This is a genomic window from Sulfitobacter alexandrii (genome assembly GCF_001886735.1).
GTDB classification, from domain to species: domain Bacteria; phylum Pseudomonadota; class Alphaproteobacteria; order Rhodobacterales; family Rhodobacteraceae; genus Sulfitobacter; species Sulfitobacter alexandrii.
Map to the genome: position 1 here is coordinate 17,761 of NZ_CP018081.1, position 20,297 is coordinate 38,057.

General features: G+C 61.5%; 18 protein-coding genes and 1 pseudogene. 10 read left to right on the plus strand and 9 right to left on the minus strand.

The window, feature by feature from the left end:
* Positions 1-40: 40 nt before the first annotated feature.
* The 8 genes from BOO69_RS21200 to BOO69_RS21235 form a co-directional block, all read right to left on the minus strand.
* Positions 41-2,224 carry a xanthine dehydrogenase family protein molybdopterin-binding subunit gene (locus tag BOO69_RS21200; RefSeq protein WP_027264288.1) on the minus strand — a complete coding sequence of 728 codons (2,184 nt, stop codon included), beginning with the start codon at positions 2,222-2,224 and terminating at the stop codon, positions 41-43.
* 2 nt (positions 2,225-2,226) lie between these two features.
* Positions 2,227-2,685 (minus strand): (2Fe-2S)-binding protein, encoded by a 459-nt coding sequence (locus BOO69_RS21205; RefSeq protein ID WP_027264289.1) that lies wholly within the window; start codon positions 2,683-2,685, stop codon positions 2,227-2,229.
* A 19-nt stretch (positions 2,686-2,704) separates the two neighbouring features.
* The gene (locus BOO69_RS21210; RefSeq protein ID WP_081710583.1) at positions 2,705-3,364 is read right to left on the minus strand and encodes a glutathione S-transferase family protein; all 660 of its coding nucleotides are present in this window, start codon (positions 3,362-3,364) and stop codon (positions 2,705-2,707) included.
* 291 nt (positions 3,365-3,655) lie between these two features.
* Positions 3,656-4,303, minus strand: coding sequence for a glutathione S-transferase family protein (locus BOO69_RS21215; RefSeq protein ID WP_051372683.1), 648 nt, complete (start codon positions 4,301-4,303; stop codon positions 3,656-3,658).
* Positions 4,303-5,205: an SDR family oxidoreductase gene (locus tag BOO69_RS21220; protein ID WP_027264291.1), complete on the minus strand. Its 903-nt coding sequence runs from the start codon at positions 5,203-5,205 to the stop codon at positions 4,303-4,305. Before BOO69_RS21220 ends, BOO69_RS21215 begins: the two co-directional genes overlap by 1 nt.
* Before the next feature lie 42 nt (positions 5,206-5,247).
* Entirely contained in the window at positions 5,248-5,727 is a 480-nt protein-coding gene (locus BOO69_RS21225) for a luciferase domain-containing protein (RefSeq protein WP_237267655.1), read from the minus strand.
* Positions 5,728-5,753: 26 nt separating this feature from the next.
* On the minus strand, positions 5,754-6,572 hold the full coding sequence (locus tag BOO69_RS21230) for a DODA-type extradiol aromatic ring-opening family dioxygenase (protein ID WP_027264292.1): 819 nt from the start codon (positions 6,570-6,572) through the stop codon (positions 5,754-5,756).
* Positions 6,573-6,638: 66 nt separating this feature from the next.
* Positions 6,639-7,046, minus strand: coding sequence for a DoxX family protein (locus BOO69_RS21235; RefSeq protein WP_036051544.1), 408 nt, complete (start codon positions 7,044-7,046; stop codon positions 6,639-6,641).
* A gap of 133 nt (positions 7,047-7,179) precedes the next feature.
* Between BOO69_RS21235 and BOO69_RS21240 the strand changes: the two genes are divergently transcribed.
* The 5 genes from BOO69_RS21240 (at position 7,180) to BOO69_RS21260 (ending at position 13,241) form a co-directional block, all read left to right on the plus strand.
* On the plus strand, positions 7,180-7,533 hold the full coding sequence (locus BOO69_RS21240; protein ID WP_027264294.1) for a winged helix-turn-helix transcriptional regulator: 354 nt from the start codon (positions 7,180-7,182) through the stop codon (positions 7,531-7,533).
* 237 nt (positions 7,534-7,770) lie between these two features.
* Positions 7,771-8,379 (plus strand): TetR/AcrR family transcriptional regulator, encoded by a 609-nt coding sequence (locus tag BOO69_RS21245; RefSeq protein WP_036051549.1) that lies wholly within the window; start codon positions 7,771-7,773, stop codon positions 8,377-8,379.
* Between the two features lie 79 nt (positions 8,380-8,458).
* Positions 8,459-8,998, plus strand: a complete 540-nt coding sequence (locus tag BOO69_RS21250) for a TetR/AcrR family transcriptional regulator (protein WP_036051552.1) — start codon at positions 8,459-8,461, stop codon at positions 8,996-8,998.
* Positions 8,999-9,029: 31 nt separating this feature from the next.
* Positions 9,030-10,133 (plus strand): efflux RND transporter periplasmic adaptor subunit, encoded by a 1,104-nt coding sequence (locus BOO69_RS21255; protein WP_237267656.1) that lies wholly within the window; start codon positions 9,030-9,032, stop codon positions 10,131-10,133.
* Between the two features lie 27 nt (positions 10,134-10,160).
* Complete coding sequence (locus tag BOO69_RS21260; RefSeq protein ID WP_083545804.1) at positions 10,161-13,241, plus strand: efflux RND transporter permease subunit; 3,081 nt, start codon at positions 10,161-10,163, stop codon at positions 13,239-13,241.
* 342 nt (positions 13,242-13,583) lie between these two features.
* Here BOO69_RS21260 and BOO69_RS21265 read toward each other — a convergent pair whose 3' ends face one another.
* A complete protein-coding gene (locus tag BOO69_RS21265) occupies positions 13,584-14,849 on the minus strand; it encodes an IS256 family transposase (RefSeq protein ID WP_027264277.1) in 1,266 nt (421 codons plus the stop codon).
* Positions 14,850-14,957: 108 nt separating this feature from the next.
* Here BOO69_RS21265 and BOO69_RS21270 point away from each other — a divergent pair.
* The 5 genes and pseudogenes from BOO69_RS21270 to BOO69_RS21290 all read left to right on the plus strand — a co-directional run.
* Positions 14,958-15,692, plus strand: a pseudogene (locus BOO69_RS21270) (acyl-CoA dehydrogenase family protein); the annotation flags it as partial.
* A gap of 105 nt (positions 15,693-15,797) precedes the next feature.
* Complete coding sequence (locus BOO69_RS21275) at positions 15,798-16,652, plus strand: SDR family oxidoreductase (protein WP_027264300.1); 855 nt, start codon at positions 15,798-15,800, stop codon at positions 16,650-16,652.
* A gap of 37 nt (positions 16,653-16,689) precedes the next feature.
* Positions 16,690-17,496: an ABC transporter ATP-binding protein gene (locus BOO69_RS21280; protein WP_027264301.1), complete on the plus strand. Its 807-nt coding sequence runs from the start codon at positions 16,690-16,692 to the stop codon at positions 17,494-17,496.
* Entirely contained in the window at positions 17,489-19,408 is a 1,920-nt protein-coding gene (locus tag BOO69_RS21285; protein ID WP_027264302.1) for an AMP-dependent synthetase/ligase, read from the plus strand. The genes BOO69_RS21280 and BOO69_RS21285 overlap by 8 nt, the downstream gene beginning before the upstream one ends.
* Complete coding sequence (locus BOO69_RS21290; protein ID WP_027264303.1) at positions 19,409-20,296, plus strand: branched-chain amino acid ABC transporter permease; 888 nt, start codon at positions 19,409-19,411, stop codon at positions 20,294-20,296.
* Position 20,297 lies beyond the last annotated feature (1 nt).

Sequence of the window (20,297 nt, forward strand, 5' to 3'; positions counted from 1 at the left end):
GTCCGGGTGCGCCCGTGGCGTTGCGGCCCTACGACCGGGGTCAGGCCAGGCCGTGCCGCGAAAAGGGCAGCTCGCGCACCGCCTGCCCGGTCGCCCGGCGCACGGCATTGGCAACGGCGGGGCCGATCGGCGGGGTGCCGGGCTCTCCGATACCGGTGGGGGCCTGGGTAGAAGGCAGGATATGCACCTCGACCTCGGGCATGTCGGTGATGCGCAGGGGCGTGTAGTCGTAGAAGTTCGACTGGTCCACTTCGCCCTCGGTCAGGGTGATCTCCTCGCGAAGGATCGCCGACAGGCCGTAGCCCAGACCGCCTTCGATCTGGGCGCGGATGTTCGAGGGGTTGATCGGTACGCCGCAATCGACCGCGCAGGTCACGCGCACGACCTTGACCTTGCCGTCCTCGCGCATCCTCACGTCGGCCACCTCGGCCACATAGGAGCCGAAACTCTTGTGCACCGCGATGCCGCGCGTCAGCCCCTCGGGCAGGGCGCCGGCCTTGTCGGCGGCCATTTCCAGAACGCCGCGCGCGCGGGGATCGGCAAGGTAGCGCAGGCGGAATTCCACCGGGTCGGCACCGGCCGCCTGTGCCAGCTCGTCCATCATCGTCTCGACGACATAGGCGGTGTGGGTATGGCCAACCGAGCGCCACCACAGCACCGGCACGCCGACGCGCGGATGATGCACGTCCGCCGTCCAGCCCGGGATCGCATAGGGCGAGCTTTCGCCCAGCCCCTCGACCGAGGAACTGTCCACCCCGTCCTTCACTGCGAAAGGCTCGAAGGCCGTTCCCAGCATTATGCCCTGACCCACTACCCGGTGCTGCCAGAAGGCTATGTTGCCTTCGGCGTCCAGTCCGGCGCGGACCCGGTGCATGTGCATCGGGCGGTAGTAGCCGCCGCGGATGTCGTCCTCGCGCGTCCACACCAGCTTGATCGGGCGCGCCTCGCCATGCGCGTCGAGCCAGGCCTTCGCCACCATCGCCGCCTCGGCGACGTAGTGGCTGTCATAGATCGCCCGCCGCCCGAACGACCCCCCGCCCCAGAGCGTGTTGATCGTCACCGCCTCGGGGGCGATGCCCAGGACCTGCGCGCCAATGTTCTGATCGAGGGTCTGGATCTGCGAGCCGGTCCAGAAGGTGGCTGCCGTGCCGTCTAAGCGGACCGTCACGTCGATCGGCTCCATCGGCGCATGGGCGAGATAGGGGAAGAAATAATCCGCCTCGATCACCTGCGCGGCTTCTCGGCCCGTGGGCTCGGCCGCGTGGAACTGCGTGCCCTCGCGGTCGAGAAGCGCCGCGTATTCGGCGCGCAGCTCCTCGGTGCCACGGTTCTCGGCCGCGCTGAAATCCCACTCGGCCACCAGCGCGTCGCGCGCCCGGATCGCAGCCCAGGTGGTTTCGGCGATGACGGTGGCGCGGTCGGGCAGGCGGATCACGTCGATCACGCCGGGCATGGCGCGGGCGGCGCTGTCGTCGAGCGTGGCAAGCGTGCCGCCGAAGCGCGGGCTGCGCAGGCTGACGGCATGGACCATGCCCTCGATCCGCGCATCCATGCCGAACATGCCCGTGCTGCCTTCCGTCTTGCGCGTCACATCGACGCGGGGGAAAGACTTGCCGATATAGACCCACTGATCGGGCGATTTAAGCGTCACCTCGCCGGGCACCGTCTGACGCGCCGCGGCCTCGGCCAGGTCGCCGAAGGTGGCGCTGTTGTTCCCGGCGCTGACCCGGCCGCCCGCCACGGTGACGACGGCAGGATCCACGCCCCAGGTCTCGGCCGCGGCGGCCACCAGCATGGCCCGCGCGGTGGCGCCCGCCTCGCGATACTGCTGCCAGGAATTGGCCATGGCAGTCGAGCCGCCGGTGCCCTGCACCCCCATCAACGTGTTGGCATAAAGCGCGGTATTGGCGGGGGCGAATTCGGTCGTGACCTGCGCGGCATCGGCATCAAGTTCCTCGGCCACCAGCGTGGCAAGCCCGGTCGCCGTGCCCTGGCCCTTGTCGAGGTGCTTGACGATCACCACCACCCTGTTGTCGGGGCGGATATGGACGAAGGGCGTGGCTAGCCCTTCGGCGGCCCCCTCGGCGGCCGCCCGCCCTACGGGCAGCGCCGCGCCCAGCATCAGCCCGCCCGCGGCACCGGCGGAAAGTTTCAGGAAGCCACGGCGCGACAGCGGCGCGGCGCGAACGGCGGGAACGGCCCCCGCGATGATCCGGTCCAGCATGGTCAGCCCTCCATGATCTCAGCGGCGCGGTGGACCGCCTTGCGGATCCGCGCATAGGTGGCGCAGCGGCAGAGGTTGCCCTCCATCGCCGCGTCGATGTCGGCGTCGGTCGGCTTCGGCGTCCCGGCCAGAAGCGCCGCGGCCGACAGGATCTGCCCGGACTGGCAATAGCCGCATTGCGGCACCTCGATCTCGACCCAGGCGGCGCGGACCGCCTTTGCGGCGGCATCGGACGCGCCCTCGATGGTGGTGATCTCCACCCCCTCCAGATCGCCCACCGCGCTCTGGCAGGACCGCGCCGGCACCCCGTCCAGATGCACCGTGCAGGCGCCGCAGGACGCCACGCCGCAGCCGAACTTGGTGCCAGTCAGGCCCAGTTCGTCGCGCAGCACCCACAGAAGCGGCGTGTCCGGCGCGGCAGATACCTCGCGCCGCGCGCCGTTGATCGTCAGCGTGATCATCATAACCTCCTTGGTCGGTTCAGCCCAGGTTCGGGGCGGTGGCCGTGAAGGCCGCATCGGCGGCCAGCTGCGTCCACCAGTCGGACATGCCCGGCACCGCCATCAGCGCGCCGCCATCCTCTGTCATCGTGGCATAGGCGACCAGCGGGCCAAGCAGATAATCAGCATAGCCCGGAGCATCCCCCGCGAGCCAGAGCGAACCGCCCCGGTTCTCGATCACAAGCCCGGCAAGGCGCACCGCGGCGTCAAGGTTCTGCCGCCGCGCATCTTCGTTCTTGCCGCCGACCAGATCAGGGAACAGGTGGTAGGCGACAAAGCCAATGATCGCGCCATAGCCGTAGTTGCCGATCAGCGCGGCCGTCTCGTCGGCCTTGGCGCGGCGCTTGGGATCGGCCGGCCACATCGCCTGATCGGGGTTGCGCGCCTCGAGATAACGGGCGATCGCCTCGGTCTCGCGCAGGCGCATCCCGTCGATGTCGAGCACCGGCACCTTGCCGAAGGGATGGCGGGCGAGGTGCTCGGGCTGGCGCGTCTCGCCGGCCAGCACGTTCACCGGAACCTGGTCGTATGCGATGCCCTTGCATGCAGCCGCCCTCCCCGAGCTGAAACGCTGCCTCTCCCTGCGACGTACCGCTGGCCGTGCCGTCTCCTCCGGAGCCAGCCCGACCAGCCGTCGCATGGTCGTGGCAACGCTGCATCTCGGCCATTCGGTAACGGTTGCTGGGGCGGGGCGGGTCGCTTCAATAGTCTCGTTTTTCCCGTGTCAGCCGGTGTTAGTCCTCGCTTTGCCGGACATGCTGTTCTGCCATCATTGACCGCAAAGGAGTTTCGACGACCGCCGGATCGCTCTGGCCAAAGCTGGCAGAGGGTCGGTGTTGGACGCGATGTAAAAAATCGCAAACTATTGGGATGCCGAAGAGGGTTGGTCCGAAATCGGGATGATCGTTCAATCATCGCGGCGAGCGCGATGTCAGGCGAAGAGCGCAAGAAGCGGTGCTACGGCCTTCTGCCAGCTGTCACGCGCTTCAAGCCGGCCGATCCAGCCCGCGATTCTGGGGAATTCGTCCAGCGAAATCCCCGCTTGGTCGCGATACATGAATGTCGTCGCCAGATAGAAGTCGGCAAGGCTGAGTGCGCCTGCAATCCAATCCTTATCGTCGAGTCCGGTTTCCAGAACGGCAAGGAACTGATCGGTGGCTTTCCGTTCCGCTTCGACCACAGTAGGATCAGGATCGCCCATGCCGAATTTCTCTTTGAGGAACAGCTCAAAGGACAACTTCTGCATCGCCGGGCCAAGGTGGATGGCTTGCCACCAGGCCCACTGATCGACGAGGGCCCGCGTCTTGAGGCCATCAGGATAGAGCCCTGCCTCGGGCCGGATCCCGGCCAGATAGGCACAGATCGCCCGGGACTCCCAGAGCACGAAATTCCCGTCCTCCAAAACAGGCACCTTTGCATTTGAATTGCGGGCAAGAAATTCCGCCGCGCGGTTGTCCCCGGCACGGATGTCGACCTCGACGATTTCGAGTTCCACGCCCAGTTCGTGCGCCACCGCCCGTACACGCAGCGCATTCGGTGAGAAGTTCGCGTTGTAAAGCCTCATGACATTTTCCAGCATTATTGTTCCTGCGGCGCCTGAAGAAGCGCCGCGCGGTTAGCGGCCAGGAAATCGGCCACCGACTGTCCGGGCTTGCCGGTGAGCGATTCGAGATCGCCGCTGGCCACATCGAGATAGCCCTGCGCGATTGCTTCGTCGAAGGAGGCAAAGACCCTCGCCATGAACTCCGGCAGTCCATTTGCGATCATCGCCTGCACCAGATCCTCGGCGGGCAGGGCGACATAGGGGATTTCCTTACCCGCAATTTCGGACAAGATCGCCGCGACCTCGGCCTGGCTGACCGTCTCCGGCCCGGTGATATCGAGGGTCTCCCTTCCCGTAGCTTTCATTAGCGCCGCGGCTGCGGCACGGGCGCAATCCGCGCGTGTCACATATCCGGTCTTGCCATCTGCTGCGGCAGAGAAATGCGTGCCCATGGCGACGCTCTGCTGGCCGCCCATCAACAGAAAGTCGGTGTACATATTGTTGCGTAGGATCGTATGATCCGCCCCACTTTCCGTGATCAGCTTCTCGGTCCCTTCGTGGTCTTGAGCGAATCCGATCGGACTTTCCGCGACCGGGCCTGCGAAGGAGGTATAGACGATGTGGTCGATACCTACCATCTTGGCCGCAGCAATCGCATTGGAATGAGCTGCGAGCCGCTTGCCCGGCTCCAGATCGTCGGTGGAGATGATGAGGAGACGCTTGCCGCCCGCGAAGGCTGCTTCAAGAGAAGCCGGGTCGTTGAAATCGCCCTCGCGCGCCTCGACTCTTTTTCCCGCCAGATCGGCAAGCTTGTCGGGAGTGCGCGAGATCGCGATGACCGGCCCGGCACCTGCCTGAACCAGCAGGTCGACCACCTGCCGGCCAAGTTGTCCGGACGCGCCGGTCACGATGAAGGGGCCGTTCTGGATGTTGGACATGGTATCTCTCTTATCTTGATGTTTCTGCAAGCGCGCTTGCGATCAATCGTGGATTTGGGTGGGGGCGGGATTCGCCAGCTTGCCGCGCGCGAAACCCCAGCTTGTGGTCAGGATTTTGATCATCACATCGACCTCTGCCTCATCGCGTGGAGCAAAGGCCATGATCGCATTGGCCGGGATGTATCCGGCCGAGGCCATCGGGTGCTGTTCGCCCCATCCCTTCGCGATGAGTTCCTCAACCGCCGCCAGCGGCAGCATCATGTGCGACGACCCGTCATAGGCGGGATGCACATGCGCAAATTCGCGTCCGATCATGAAGGCTTCGCGCGGGCCGCAGGCATGCGGCCGCGGCAGGACTAATGCTTCGGCGCCGGGGACCGAAATACCCGATCGGCAACGCTCGACGAAGGGCAGGGCGAAGGCCTTCTGCTTGAACAATGCGTGAATCTCGGCCGAGGAGTTCTGCGACACTTGCTCATGCGGGGCGCACTCGGTGGTTTCGGGGCGCGGACCCTGCCGCAAGGGAAGTTCGAAGCACATATCTGGTCCTATCCAAATCTGAACGCGCTTTCGACCGCGCCCAATACGTGATCCTCGAGGGTCTTTTCCCCCCGATCCGCAAGCGCGGCGCCGGCCACGACGTGCAATGGAATTAGATGTTCCTCGCGCGGATTGGCGTCGCGTGCGCCGGGTGCCCGATCCCAAGCAGCCAGCATGGCGCGGCGCGCCCCGGGGTCTTCATGGGTCACCGCACCCGTGAGCCATCGGTCAAAGTCGCCGCCGTTCACCGGGCCATCGGGTCCGCCCCTCATCGCCCGCATCATCTTGCCCATGTTGTGATAGGTGTTGCCGGACCCGATGATCAGAACACCTTCGTCTCGCAAGGGCGCCAACGCGCGACCAGCAGCAAGATGCGCCTCAGCGTCGAGATCGTCGCGCAGGCTCAGTTGGACGGTAGGTATGTCGGCCTCAGGCAAAGCCACCTTTAGCGGAACAAACACCCCATGATCGAAGCCACGCGTAGCGTCGGCCCGGGTTTCAAAACCCGCGCCGTTCTTCAATAGCTCGCTTGCACGGGCCGCCAGCGTAGGATCGCCTGGCGCGGGCCAGGTCAGCTGATAAGTATGGGGGGGAAACCCCTGATAGTCGAACAGCAGCGGCGGCGCGGAGTTGGTCTGCACGGTAAACACCCGTTCCTCCCAATGGCCTGAGATCACGAGAAGCGCCTTGGGCTTTGCCGGCAGGCTCGCAGGCAAAGCCTCAAGGAATCTGCGGTGCCTGTCCCAGGTGTCAGGCGGGTTCCAGTCCATGAAGAAGCAAGGGCCGCCTCCATGGGGAACAAACACTGTCGGCTGCCTTTCGGTCATTCTGTCGTCCTTTTGAACCCCAAGCCCGAGGGTGGATGGCCAGCGCCGTGGCAACTCCGCATCGGATTAATTCGTCTCTGTCGGAAACGTCGGCGCATATGCCGACTTTACCGCACGCACGCGATTGGCTGTCATCCACGAGGCGATCAGGAGCACCCAGGTCGCAAGAGCCGGTGGCCAGCCTGGATCGCCCGCGCCGACATGCGCCCCGAACGCCAACACCAGATGCCAGAACATCGCCGCGTAAGCCCAGTCCGCCAGCATCGCCGAAGGGCGCCAGAGAATCACCACCGCGCCGACAATCTTCAAAATCGCGAGCGGCCAGATGATGTATGTGGGATAGCCCAACACCTCGCGATACATGCCCGCGACCATATCGTGGGATGAGATGTAGAAAGTCGCCGCACCCAGATAGACCAGCGCCACAAGGCCGGTCGCGATCCAGTAGACATACTTTGCCACGTTGTCACTCATCACCGCACTCCCTGTTTGCAAGGGCTTGTTCAGCCGCAGTTTCCGCTCTAAGTACCTTTAGGTGTCTTGCATTGTTCGTGAAAGTAGGCACTTAAAAGTAACTAGATTACTTTAACCGCGAGGATAATCCACGATGAAGAGCGTCCAGCCCCCCTTATGCCCGATGGAGGCGCTTCTGCGTGTCATTACAGGCCCTTGGACGATCTATATACTCTGGGTTCTGTCCGAGCAGGGACCGCAGCGTTTCGGCGCGCTCAAGCGTTTGGTGCCCGGAATTTCCACTCGCGTTCTGACCGAGAGGCTGAGAATGCTGGAACATGCTGGCGTTGTTTGGCGCGAGCAGGCCATGACCATCCCACCCGCTGTCACATACGGACTGACTGAGCGCGGCGCGGAACTGCGCGGCGTGCTGGACAAGCTTGGCTCGATCGCACGCCGCTGGGAGGCCGAGGGTGCCTTTGTCGGGACCGCAAGCGCGGCAGAATGACGGTACCCCTCCTGTTCGCGGGATAATCCCGCGCCCGAGAACAACTCAGGCAGAATCAGACCCGAAGCTCATGACGAATTGAAAACGGCGCTAGAAAAAGCCGCCAAGCGGCGCTTGGTGGGGTAGATCCGCACAGCTTTACGCTTTGCTGCTAAATCAACTTCTATCTACTATACTCACTAGACGGTACAGTAAAGCTTGTAACCGCCTAGTCCTGCCTGGGATAGAGAGAACGAGATGCGCGAGAGAAAGTTGGCCGACGTCATGGTTGGTGCGCGCGAGGTCTTCTTCCGATGCGGTTATGAAGGAGCCACGGTCGATGCGATTGCCGCCGAGGGAAAAGTGTCGAAGGCAACCATGTATTCGTATTACCCGACCAAGGAGCAACTGTTCCTGAGCGTGGTTGAATCCGAGTGCGGTCGGCTTGCGGACGAAATCCTCCGGCCCTTGACCGCGTCTTTGGAGCCGCGCGCCCGGTTGGAAGAACTCGCCCTGCGCATGGTCGACCTCATCTTGGACGACACCTACATCCGTCTCCTGCGAACGTGCATCGGCGCCTCCGAGGCGCTTCCCGAAGTGGGTGAGGTGTATTTTCGCGCAGGCCCGAAACCGGCCCGCGAACTCGTCGGGCGGGTTCTGGAGCGCCTTACGCGCGAAGGCGCGCTCGATGTCGATGACGCCCGGCGCGCGTCCGATCACTTCATACACCTTTGCGTTTCGGGGCTACTTATGCCGCGCCTTCTCGCAGTGAAACGACCAGTCCACCGCGAGAAACATGCGCGCGAAGCGGTCGCTGCATTCCTGCGACTTTACGGTAGCGGCCACAGAGACAAATTTTCAGATTGAGCTCGCTTGCCAAATACGGGGCAGCGCATTAGTTCGCCCAATGACTTAACCGACCGGACGGTACAGGGTGACTGCACAAGTGGAAAAGCAACCGAAGAACGCCTCGCCAAAGATTCTCGGCGCTGCGCGGGCGATTGCGCTGCGAGAAGGCGCGGGAAAGATCACGATCGACGCCGTCGCTCGGGAATCCGGCCTCAGCAAGGGTGGGGTGTTGTACAACTTCCCCACCAAGAAAGCGCTTCTGGCCGGGCTGCTCGACGAAATGCTCGCGGAGCACCGCGAACGTCTGGCGTCGGTCCCGGAAGGGCACAGTTCCCGCACCCTGCGCGGTCATCTCGAGACAGTTCTGCAAGCCAGAAGCACCGATGATGACCTTTCGATGGCTATTCTCGCGGTTTCGGCGTCGGATCCGAATCTTCTGGACCCGCTGAGAAGAGAGCTGTCCCGTGATGTCGAGCGCATCCGTTCGGACGCGCAGGACGACACTGCGGCGATGGTTCTCTTTTTGGCGATCCAGGGTCTTCGTTTCCAGAGGCTCCTTCGCCTCGCGGATGGTGATGCCGATCAGCAAGACGCCGCCATCGACAGATTGTGGGACATGATAAATGAGCTTGAATAGAACCAGATACTTCCTAGGAGGTGCCGCTGGATTGGTCGCCCTCCTTCTCGCCATTGTCCTTCTTGTGCAATTCAACCCGGACATCGCATCCAAGGTCTTCGCGCAGACTACGGATGAGGTTTCCGGTGCCGATGCGCAAGGAAGCGCCGAGCAAGATATGGCCCAGCCGGTCACGGTCGAAGTATCGCGTGCCGAGCTTCGCGATAGCGATAGAGCGCGCAGCCTGGCAGGCCGCGTGGAGCCCGCCCGGACCGTGGATATCGCCTTTCAGGTTTCGGGTCAGCTTTCCGACCTCACGGTAGATGCCGGGACTCGGGTTGAGAAAGGCGATTTAATTGCCGCGCTCGACCCAGTCGATTTCGAATTGGCCGTGGATCGGGCGCAGGCCTCTTTCGACCTCGCAAAATCCGAATACGATCGTGCGTTGAGTCTGACCGAGAAAGGGGTGGCGACCGACGCCCGACTTGAAACGAACCGCGCGCAGCTTGCTCAGGCAGAAGTCGCCCTGCGTGAAGCGGAGCGACGCTTGGCTCAAGCCACGATCACCGCGCCCTTCGACGCCATTGTCGCGCGCATCTTTCTGGAGGAGTTTTCGAACGTCACCCCTGCGGCTCCGATTGCCAGGTTGCAGGACATCAGTGAAATGCGGGTGCGGATTTCGCTGCCCGAGGAACTCGCTGCGATGGCACGGGCCCAGCCCGATGCATTCAGGGTAACCGCCTCTTTCCCCGCCGTGCCGGGGTATGACGCAACTCTGTATCTGCGGACATTCGTGACCGATGCAGACCCCACAGCCCAAACCTATGACGTAGAGTTTGCAATCGAGGGCGCCATCGACCCGAGATTGCTGCCCGGAATGACGGCGAATGTGCGCGTAGCCGCCGCCGCGGAGGGTGCGCAATCGCGGTTGGTAGTCGTCCCGGTCTCGGCGATCGACACGACGAGCCGGAGCGAGCCGTCCATCTGGCTGTATGACGAGGGGACCGGCCGGGTGTCCCGTAAGACGATCCGCCTGGGGCTGCCGAACGACGACGAAATCGTCGTGCTTGAGGGGCTCTCCGGAGACGAACTGGTTGTGTCCGGCGGGTGGTGGCGCCTGAAGGAAAACGAAACAGTCGCGGTTCGCGGCCTCTGAACGATCCTGGACCGGAAAACCGAAACCATGACAATGAGTATTTCCCGCGCAAGCATCCGACGTCCGGTCGCCGTTTGGCTGGCAATTATCTTTTGCCTTCTCGGCGGTTTGTGGGGGCTGAACACGGTCGGACGCCTCGAAGACCCGAGTTTCACGCTCAAGACGGCGCTCGTTTTCGTGCCCTATCCGGGCGCGACGGCGATGGAGGTGGAAGAGGAAGTCACCGATGTCGTGGAAAGCGCACTCCAACAGATGAAGCAGCTCGACCGGGTGGAATCGAAATCCATGCCGGGCATGGCCCAGATCACGGTCGAGATCGAGATGACCTATGGGCCCGACGAGATCCCACAGGTCTGGGACGAAATGCGCCGCCGCATCCGCGACATCGAAAGAGAGTTCCCCTCCGGTGCGCAGTCTCCGATCATCAATGACGATTTCGGCGACGTCTACGGCATGTTCTACGCTGTGACGGCCGATGGGTTGAGCGCCTCGGAACAGCGAGACCTCGCGACTAAACTGCGGCGCGGCTTTGTCACCGTCGACGGGGTGGCCAAGATCGAGGTTCAGGGGCTGGCGGAAGAGGAGATCATCATCTCGGTCCCTTCGGCGCGCCTGACCGAACTGGGGCTGCCACCGGACCAGATCCTCGGTATCATCGCCGACGAGAACCAGGTTTTCTCCAACGGCGAGATCAGCGAAGGGCTGTCTCGGCTAGGTGTGTCCGTTCCGCCGGGTTATGTCAGCGTCGAGGGCATTGAGGCGCTGCGGCTCGGCGCCCCCGGAGAGGTCGGGCAGATTGCGCTCTACGACATCGCCCGCGTGGTCCGAGAGGAGACAGAGCGGCCGAGCCAGATCGTGCGTCACAATGGCACGCGAGCTTTCACTCTTGGGGTCTCGGCGCTCGTGGACCGCAACGTTGTCGAGGTCGGCAGATCGGTCGAGGCACGACTGGACCAACTGAAGACCGAATTGCCGGACGGCGTCGAGATCGTACCGATCTATGAACAGCATAAGGTCGTCGACGAAGCGGTCTCGAGCTTTCTTGTCAGCCTCGGTCAATCCGTGGCCATCGTCATCGGGGCGCTGATGCTGACCATGGGTTGGCGCGCGGGTCTGGTGGTGGGTGCCACGCTGGGCCTAACGGTGTTTTCCACGCTGTTTTTCATGTCTGTCTTCGGCATCGAGATGGAACGGATCAGTCTTGGGGCGCTGATCATCGCTATGGGTATGCTGGTCGACAACGCCATCGTGATCGCCGAAGGCATGCTGATTGGCATGGCACGGGGCAAGTCCGCCGAAGACGCCGCCGCCGATACCGAGACCGCGACATCATTTCCTCTGCTTGGGGCTACCGTGATCGGGATCATGGCGTTCTCTGGAATTGGACTGTCGCCAGATGCCACCGGCGAATTTCTGTTTTCGCTTTTCGCGGTTATCGCGATTTCGTTGCTGATGAGCTGGATCCTCGCCGTGACCGTTACACCCTATCTTGGGAAGCTCCTTCTGAAGGCGCCAAAAAACACCTCCAAGGACCCCTATCGCGGCTTCGTCTATTCGGCCTACCGCGGTTTCCTCAGGCTGGCGCTGCGCGCCCGTGTGCTCGTCGTCCTGACGATCGTCGGAATCACGGTCTGGTCGGTCATGGCCTTTGGTCAGGTCAAACAGGCTTTTTTTCCGGCGTCGAACACCCCGATATTCTACGTCGAATTCCAGATGCCGCAAGGCACGGACATTCGAGTCACGAATGAAGAAATCGCTCGGCTGGAGGCGATCATCTTAGGCGAGGAGATCGTGACGGACGTGACGACGCTTGTCGGGCGAGGGGCCAGCCGCTTCATGCTGACCTACAACCCTGAGCAGGCCGATGCGAGCTACGGTCAGCTGATCGTGCGTGCGACCGATGCCACACTCATCCCCGATGTTGCGGCGCGTCTCAATCGTGAACTGCCGGCGCAATTCCCCAATGCTCTTATCCGCGTCGAGGAGATCGTCTTCGGTCCGCCTGCCGGGGCCGATGTCGCCGTCCGGTTTTCCGGACCCGATCCAGTTGTCCTCCGGCAGCTATCGGATAACGCGCTTGCGATCTTCGACGAGGCCGGCACGATCAAAAACCCGCGCACAGACTGGCGGCAGCGCGAAATTCTCGTCGAACCCATCGTCGACGAGGCTCGCATGCGGTTGGCCGGTGCGACTCGCGGATCGATTTCCGACACCGTGCAATACGGCACCTCGGGCCTGCGGGTGGGCACCCTGCGCGAAGGCGATGCCGAAATCCCTATGTATCTGCGGCTTCCCGAGGTCGAGCGCGACGGGCTGGACCGTTTGCGCGACCTCTCGGTCTGGTCGCCGGGGGCAAATGATTATGTGCCGATGGCCAACCTCGTCTCCAGCTTTGAGCCCCGCCTCGTCGAGGCGCTGATCCACCGGCGCGACCGGGCGCGAACGATCACGGCTCTTGGCGGCGCGCGACCGGATCTGACTGCGAACGAAGCCTTCAACAGCGTGCGCGACGAGATCGAAGCGATGCGGCTCCCCGACGGCTATTCGATGGAGTGGGGTGGCGAATACGAAAGCCAGCAGATGGCCAACGAAAGTCTCGGCAAGCAGCTTCCGATCAGCCTCATTGTGATGCTGACGATCTCGATCCTGATGTTCAACAAGGTGCGCCAGCCGCTGATATTGTGGCTCGTCGTACCGATGTCGGTCACAGGCATGGTTCTCGGTCTGCTGTTCACGGGGCTCCCGTTCACGTTCACGGCGCTTCTCGGCTTCTTGTCCCTTTCCGGGATGCTGATGAAGAACGCCATTGTGCTGGTGGAAGAAATCGATCAGCAACGCGCCGAAGATGTCGAGGACTATCAGGCGGTGATCGATGGCTCGGTCAGCCGTTTGAGGCCCGTCGTGCTGGCTGCGGGCACAACGATTTTCGGTATGATTCCGCTCATATCAGACGCCTTCTTCGCATCGATGGCTGTCACAATCATGGGTGGCCTCGCGTTCGCCTCGATCCTGACACTGGTCGCGGTGCCGGTATTGTATGCGCTGTTCTTCTTGATCAAGCCGCCTAAACAAGAAAACGCTCCTTCAGGTTCCCCAGCGACAGCCTGAACGCAGATGCAGTTATAAGCGCTTCTCTGAGCGCCCTCGACCCGTCTTAAGGACGTGTAGGCATGTTCCGTCGCCTCAAGCGCGCCTTCGAGAAAACCGCCGAATGTCGGTGCCGCCAAAGACGAGCGCTTCGTCCCACAGGCCTGAAAGAACGCACCGCAGGCCATAGTTCGGGTGGGCAAAAAAGACAGCGGAACTGCGGCTGGCAGCACGCCAGGCGCACTCCCGCTCCATGGTCTAGGCCTTCAAGGCATGGACCGAGGCCCAACTGCTACGCATTCCCGGCAAGGGCGATCTCGCGAAGGCCTTGAGCTATGCTGAAATCTGGGTGATGCGGCTTGATCACGCGGCGCGGTTTTCGGTGTCGTTCTCGGCGACACCGTCGGTGAATGTGACGCCTTCGATGACCAAAGGCAACTGGTTCGCGCCCTTCAGGCGGCGCCATGTTTTGGCGGCGGTCTGAACGAGCTTGAACACCATCAGCTTCGCTGTCGTTTGCGACAGCGCCCCCTTGGTTCGGACGGTCCTGTGCCGGACGGTGGCGAAGACGCTTTCGATTGGGTTGCCCGTGCGCAGGTGATCCCAATGGTCGGCCGGGAAGTCATAGAACGCCAGCAGCGCGTCGCGGTCTTTTGTCAGGCAGTTTACCGCCTTCTCGTATTTGATCCCATATTTCTCGGCGAAGATGTCCATGGCGGCCTTGGCCTTAGCGCGGGTCTCGGCCTGCCATATCTCGCGCAGGTCGGCCTTCACCGTCGGCTGCATCGATTTCGGGAACTTGTTCAGCACGTTGGCGATCTTGTGGACCCAACAGCGCTGATGACGCGTGCCGGGGAAGACCTCGTCGAGCGCCTTCCAGAACCCCATGGCCCCGTCTCCCACGGCGATCTCCGGCGGGACGGCAAGGCCGCGGGCCTTGATGTCGACCGGCAACTCGCGCCAACTCTGCGCGCTTTCCCGAACGCCGATCTGGAAGCCGACCAGTTCCTTCTTCCCTTCGGGCGTGGCGCCCAGAATGACCAGCATGCACTCGGCCTGCGGCTCCATCCGGGCCTGGAGGTAGACGCCGTCCGCCCAGATGTAGACATACCGCCGCGCCGAAAGATCACGGCGCTGCCAGCGGTCATGTTCCTGCTGCCATTCCCCGGTCAGGCGCGAGATTACGCCCGGCGACAGGTTTGGCGCCTCCGCCCCCAAGATCGCAGAGAGCGCCTCCCGGAAGTCGCCGGTGGAAATGCCGCGCAGGTAGAGGACTGGCAGCAGGGCATCGAGGCTGCGCGACCGCCGCGCCCATTTCGGCAGGATGGCGGAGCTGAACCGCACCTTCTCGTCAGCAGGTCCGGCCGCGCGGTCTCGCACCTTCGGGCGGCGCACATCAAGCGCGCCGATCCCGGTCTGGATGCTTCGCTCCGGCCCATACCCATGCCGGACGATACGCTGCCGGCCATCCGGCAGGACCTCTTCGGCATGCTGAGCGACGAAGGCGTCAGCCTCTGCCCGAAGTGCAGCGGCCAGCATCCGGCGCGCCCCATCCCGGGCAATCTCGGTCAGCGGATCGTCAACAGATTCCGGCTGACGCAGGGCGATGATGTCGGTATTCTTCGTCATAGGCGTATCGTTCCTTCTGGAAGTTCTGGCAGGCTTCGACACCCGCCACGATACGCCGCCTTCTCAAACACCGTCACCCATTTCCCAGCATAGCTCGTTGCGAAGTGGCGGGGGGACAGATATGTCGTGCACGGACAAAAAGTCTGGATTTCTACCGCGCAGGTGGCAGACAAGATGTTGCTTCTGGCCAGAACAACGCGGCTTGAGGATGTGAGCAGCCCGACCGAAGGGCTGAGCCTGTTCTATACAGATCTCGACCGAAATTTCGTTGACGTGCGAGAGATCGAAAAGATGGGTCGAAAGGCTGTCGATTCTAACGAAGTCTTCATCGATGGGTTGCCGATTCCGGCTGAGGACCTGATCGGGGAGGAGGGCAAAGGCTTTAGACAAATTTTGCACGGGTTGAATCCCGAACGCATCCTGGTGGCCGGTGAATGCATCGGTATTGCGCGCAACGCACTGGCGCGAGCGGCGCATTATGCAAACGAACGTGTGATTTTTGACCGCCCGATCGGCCAAAATCAGGGTGTTCAGCATCCACTCGCCAAAGCCTGGGCGCGGGTGGAATCTGCCAATCTCATGGTGATGCACGCTGCAGCCCTCTACGATGCGGGAGAACCCTGCGGCGTCGAGGCGAACGCTGCCAAGCTTTTGGCCGCCGACGCCGCGGTTGAGGCGACCGAAGCCGCGCAAATTACATTTGGCGGATTCGGATACGCCAAGGAATATCACGTGGAGCGACTGGTACGGGAAGCTCTGCTGTTCCGCATCGTACCGGTGACACCGCAGATGCTTTTGTCGTTCATAGCAGAAAAAGCCCTTGGACTTCCAATGTCTTACTGATCTGAGATAACGGGCGGGGCTGGTGGGAAAAGGTGTCTTGACCAATTTTCTAACGCGCGTTAGATTAGTGACAACTGCCCCTTAAGGGGAATGGGAGGAGGCGTCATGCATAAGACGCAGTTCGGGTCTTCGAAGGAGGACCTGTCGAAACGTGCAACCGTTTACGCGAGCGATTTATTCAGCGGCAAAACCGTTGTGGTGACCGGCGCTGGAGGCGGATTGGGGCTGGCAATTGCGACCCTGTTCGCGAGGCTCGGGGCCAATCTGGCGATCAATGGACGCAACGAAGAGAAACTGGCTTTGGCGAGGGAGTTCCTCGAAAGTTTCGGGGGTAAAGTCTTCGCTGTGCCAATGACCATCCGGGAGCCTGAGCAGGTCGAGGATTTTGTCGCCAAGACGAACCAGGAGTTCGGGGCGATTGACGTATTGGTGAACAATGCTGGGGGTCAGTTTCCGCAAGCAGCGTTGGAGTTTAGTCCAAAGGGCTGGAATGCGGTCATAGACACCAACCTGAACGGCACGTGGTGGATGATGCAATCCACGGCGCGCCACTGGGTCGCCAACAAGCAATCGGGCTCCATCGTCAACATCGTGGCCGATATCTGGCGCGGCATGCCCGGCATCGCGCATACCTGTGCGGCCCGGGCAGGGGTAGTTTACCTGTCCAAGTCGGTTGCGGTGGAGTGGGCTCCGCACGGTATCCGAGTGAACTGCGTGGCGCCGGGTTGCTGCGAAAGCAACGGTTTCGGGAACTACCCTCCGGAGGGTTCTGCGACCTTTCAGGACTCCAATCCGATGCGGCACGCCGGGGACGAATGGGATGTCGCTGAAGGGGTTGTCTATATGGCGGCGAATTCAGGGAAATTCGTAACCGGTGAAGTTCTGAACATCGACGGTGGGCAGCAATTGTGGGGGGATCCATGGCCAACGGGGCGGCCGGACTACTTCCGGATTACCTGATGATGGCCGTGAACCTTAGGGGGACAACGGGATCTAGATGACGACAAAGACTAAAACAGCAATCGGAGCCGATGATGGGGCGATACTGGAGTGCAGCGGGGTCGAACGACGGTTCGGCGGCATCGTCGCTGTCACCGGTGTGGACCTTGTTATCCGGCAAGGGGAAATCTTTGGACTTGTCGGTCCGAATGGCAGCGGCAAGACAACACTGACGAACGCAATTACCGGATTTTATCCGCCAAACGAGGGCAAAGTCCGGCTGGCAGGAAAAGACATCACGGGCACAGCGCCTCACAAGGTTGCCAAGCTTGGGGTTGCCAGGACGTTCCAAAATCTTGCCCTGTTCAACGGGATGAGCGTTCTGGACAACATCCTGCTCGGGCGGCACATCCACATGAGCCCAGGCGTTTTGCGTACGGCGCTATATTGGTGGGCAGCACAGCGTGAAGAAATCGAGAACCGTAAAATCGTCGAGGAGGTGATCGAGTTTCTGCAACTCGAGAGCATCCGGCATGAGTTGGTCGATGGTCTTCCGATCGGGTTGAAAAAACGGGTCGAGCTGGCGCGGGCATTGGTGGCCGAGCCACAAATGCTGATTCTCGATGAACCGATGGCCGGCATGAACCAGGAAGAGAAAGGGTATATGTCCCGTTTCATTCTGGATGCCCGTGCCGAACGCGGCGTCAGCGTTCTGCTGATCGAACACCATATGGATGTCATCACCGGCATTTGTGATCGGATGCTGGCACTGAATTACGGTGAAATGATCGCCAGTGGCATCCCCAAGGAGGTTGTGAAGGACCCGCGGGTCATCGAGGCATATATCGGAGGGTCGCATGACTGATTTTACGAAGAACCGGTCTTCAGGCGGCGAAACGATTGGTGCACTTCTGGCGAAGAACGCGTCGCTCCACGGAAAGGATATCGCCCGTCGCGAAAAAGAGCGTGGGATATGGAAAGAAACCACCTGGGCGGAATACGCCCAAGAGGTGGTGGCCTGTGCGGCTGGGCTTGAAAAAATCGGCGTGAAGCCTGGCAAAGCAGTGCTTGTTCTGGGCGATAACCGTGCGCGGCTCTATGGCGGCATGCTGGCTGTTTCGTTGCTTGGTGCCTATGCAATGCCTGCCTATCCCGGCGCGACGCTCGAAGAACTCCGGCACTTTCTTGGCGAAGTGGAGATCGTCGCGGCTATTGCGGAAGATCAGGAACAGGTTGACAAGATCCTGGAACTGAAGGACGCCGGCGCCGAGGGCATCGACCACATCATTTATGATGAAGCGCGCGGTCTTGGCTTCTACGAGGTTGAAGGGCTGATGTCCTGGGATCACCTGATCGAAGTTGGTCAGCACGATCTGAACGAAACCCCGGGCCTGCGTGAGGAACTGCTTAGTCGTGCGAAGCCGGAAGATCCGGCCATTTTTCTGCACTCCTCCGGAACGACGGGCGCGCCGAAGGGCATCGTACTGAGTCAGAAGAACGTTCTTGCTGCTGCTCGGAATGGACATGCGGCGGGTGCCTTCGACGAAAATGAGGAGATCCTCGCGTACTTGCCGATGGCCTGGGTGGGAGACTACGCCATAACCGTTGCCGCGGCACTCCTTTGGCGTTTCACCGTGAATGTGCCTGAGCGCCAGGAAACGGTCGTGCGCGACATGCGCGAGATCGCTCCGACCTTCTATCTGGCGGCGCCGAGAAGCTGGGACCAAATGCTGACGACAATCCAGGTGGGTATCGAGAATTCGACCCCTTTCAAGAAATGGCTGTATCATTTCTTCATGGATCGGGCCATCGCCGCTGAGACACGCAAGCTGAACGGAAAAAGCGGTGGTATATTGGAGCCTTTGGGCCGACTTTTGGGTGAGGCAATTGTTTTCGGTCCGATCAAGGACCAGTTCGGAATGAGCCGCCTCAAGAACGCGTTCACCGGCGGCGAAGCGATCGGCGAAGACACCTTTGTTTTCTACCGAGCCTTGGGAATCAAATTGCGCCAACTCTACGGCCAAACCGAAAACAGCGCGATCAATGCAATTCAGTCTCCGGGTGAAGTGCGCCTTCATACGGTTGGCAAACCCGCGCCCGGCGTCGAGGTGACCATCGCCGAGGACGGGGAGATCTTGGTACGCTCGGACAGCGTATTCGAAGGGTACTTCAACAAACCCGAAGCGACCGCCGAAGCCCTTGAGGGCGGGTGGCTGCATACAGGTGATGCCGGGTATTTGGAGGAAGATGGACACCTGGTTGTTCTGGGGCGCGTCTCCGAGGTCATGCATACGGCCGGAGGCGAGCGGTTTGTGCCAAACTACATCGAGAACCGGTTGAAATTCAGCCCTTATATTAAGGATGCTGCCGTAATCGGCGCCGGGCTTGACGAATTGACGGCTATGGTCTGCGTGGATTTCGAAGCCGTTGGCCACTGGGCAGAGGTGAACGGCGTGCCCTATGTGTCTTATGCCGATCTTTCTCAGCGTGAAGAGGTCGCGACGTTGCTTCGCGAGGCCTTCCAACGGGTCAACAAGGCCGTCACCGAACCATTGCGCCTGCAACGCTTTGTCAGTCTGCCGAAAGAATTCGACCCGGACGATGGCGAAATCACGCGAACCCGAAAACTGCGGCGGAAGGTCGTTCAGGAACGCTATGCCGACGTGATCGCAGCGCTCTACGACGGTTCAAAAGAGGTCCATGTAAGCGCGCAGGTGACTTACGAGACCGGGGAAGTAGGGAAGGTCGAAAGAAGCCTTCCCATCAGGGAGGTATAAATGGACTGGGTCTTTCTATCAGAGCTTGCGATCAACGGAGCCTTGACGGGTCTGCTGTACTCGCTATTCGCCATCGGCCTTGTGCTGATTTACAAGGCATCTTCGGTGCCCAATCTGGCGCAGGGCGGGTTGACCATGGTCGGGGCCTATGTGGTCCTGGCGCTGGCACGCGACGTGGGTTTACCCTTGTGGCTGGCCATCCCTCTGGCTGCGGTTGTCATGTTCGGCCTTGGGTTCGGCATTGAGCGTGTTGCTCTGCGCCGTCTCGCAGGTCGGCCGGTTGTCATGATCTTGATGCTGACACTCGGCCTCGACATTTTCCTGCGGGGTACAACGCTTGCGATCTGGGGCGGGACGTCGCGTTCGATGGAATTGGGCGTCAGCTATGATCCGCTGTTCCTGGGCGACATATTCATCAGCCGCATCCATCTGGTTGGTGCCGGTGTTGCGCTCGTCTTGTTTGTCGCCTTCATGCTGTTTTTCCGAACCCGGACCGGGATCAAGTTGCGGGCGATCGCGGATGATTACATGGCTTCGTGGTCGGTCGGCATCTCGGTTGAACGCGGAGTTGGCTTTTCTTGGGCGCTGGCATCCGTTGTTGCCGTCGCCGCAGGCGTTATATGGGGCGAGATTCAGGGTGTCGATCAGGCGCTGTCGCTGTTGCTTCTCAAAGGTCTGACGGTTGCCGTTCTCGGTGGTCTCGACAGTATCCTTGGCGCCGTGATCGCGGGCATCATCCTGGGCGTCGTCGAAAACGTTGGCGCTGATTTCCTCGATCCGCTTGTCGGAGGCGGAAGCCGTGAGCTTATCGTCGCTGCCGTGCTCATTCTTACGGTCATGATCCGTCCGCACGGGCTGTTCGGTCGTCACGACATCGAAAGGGTGTAAG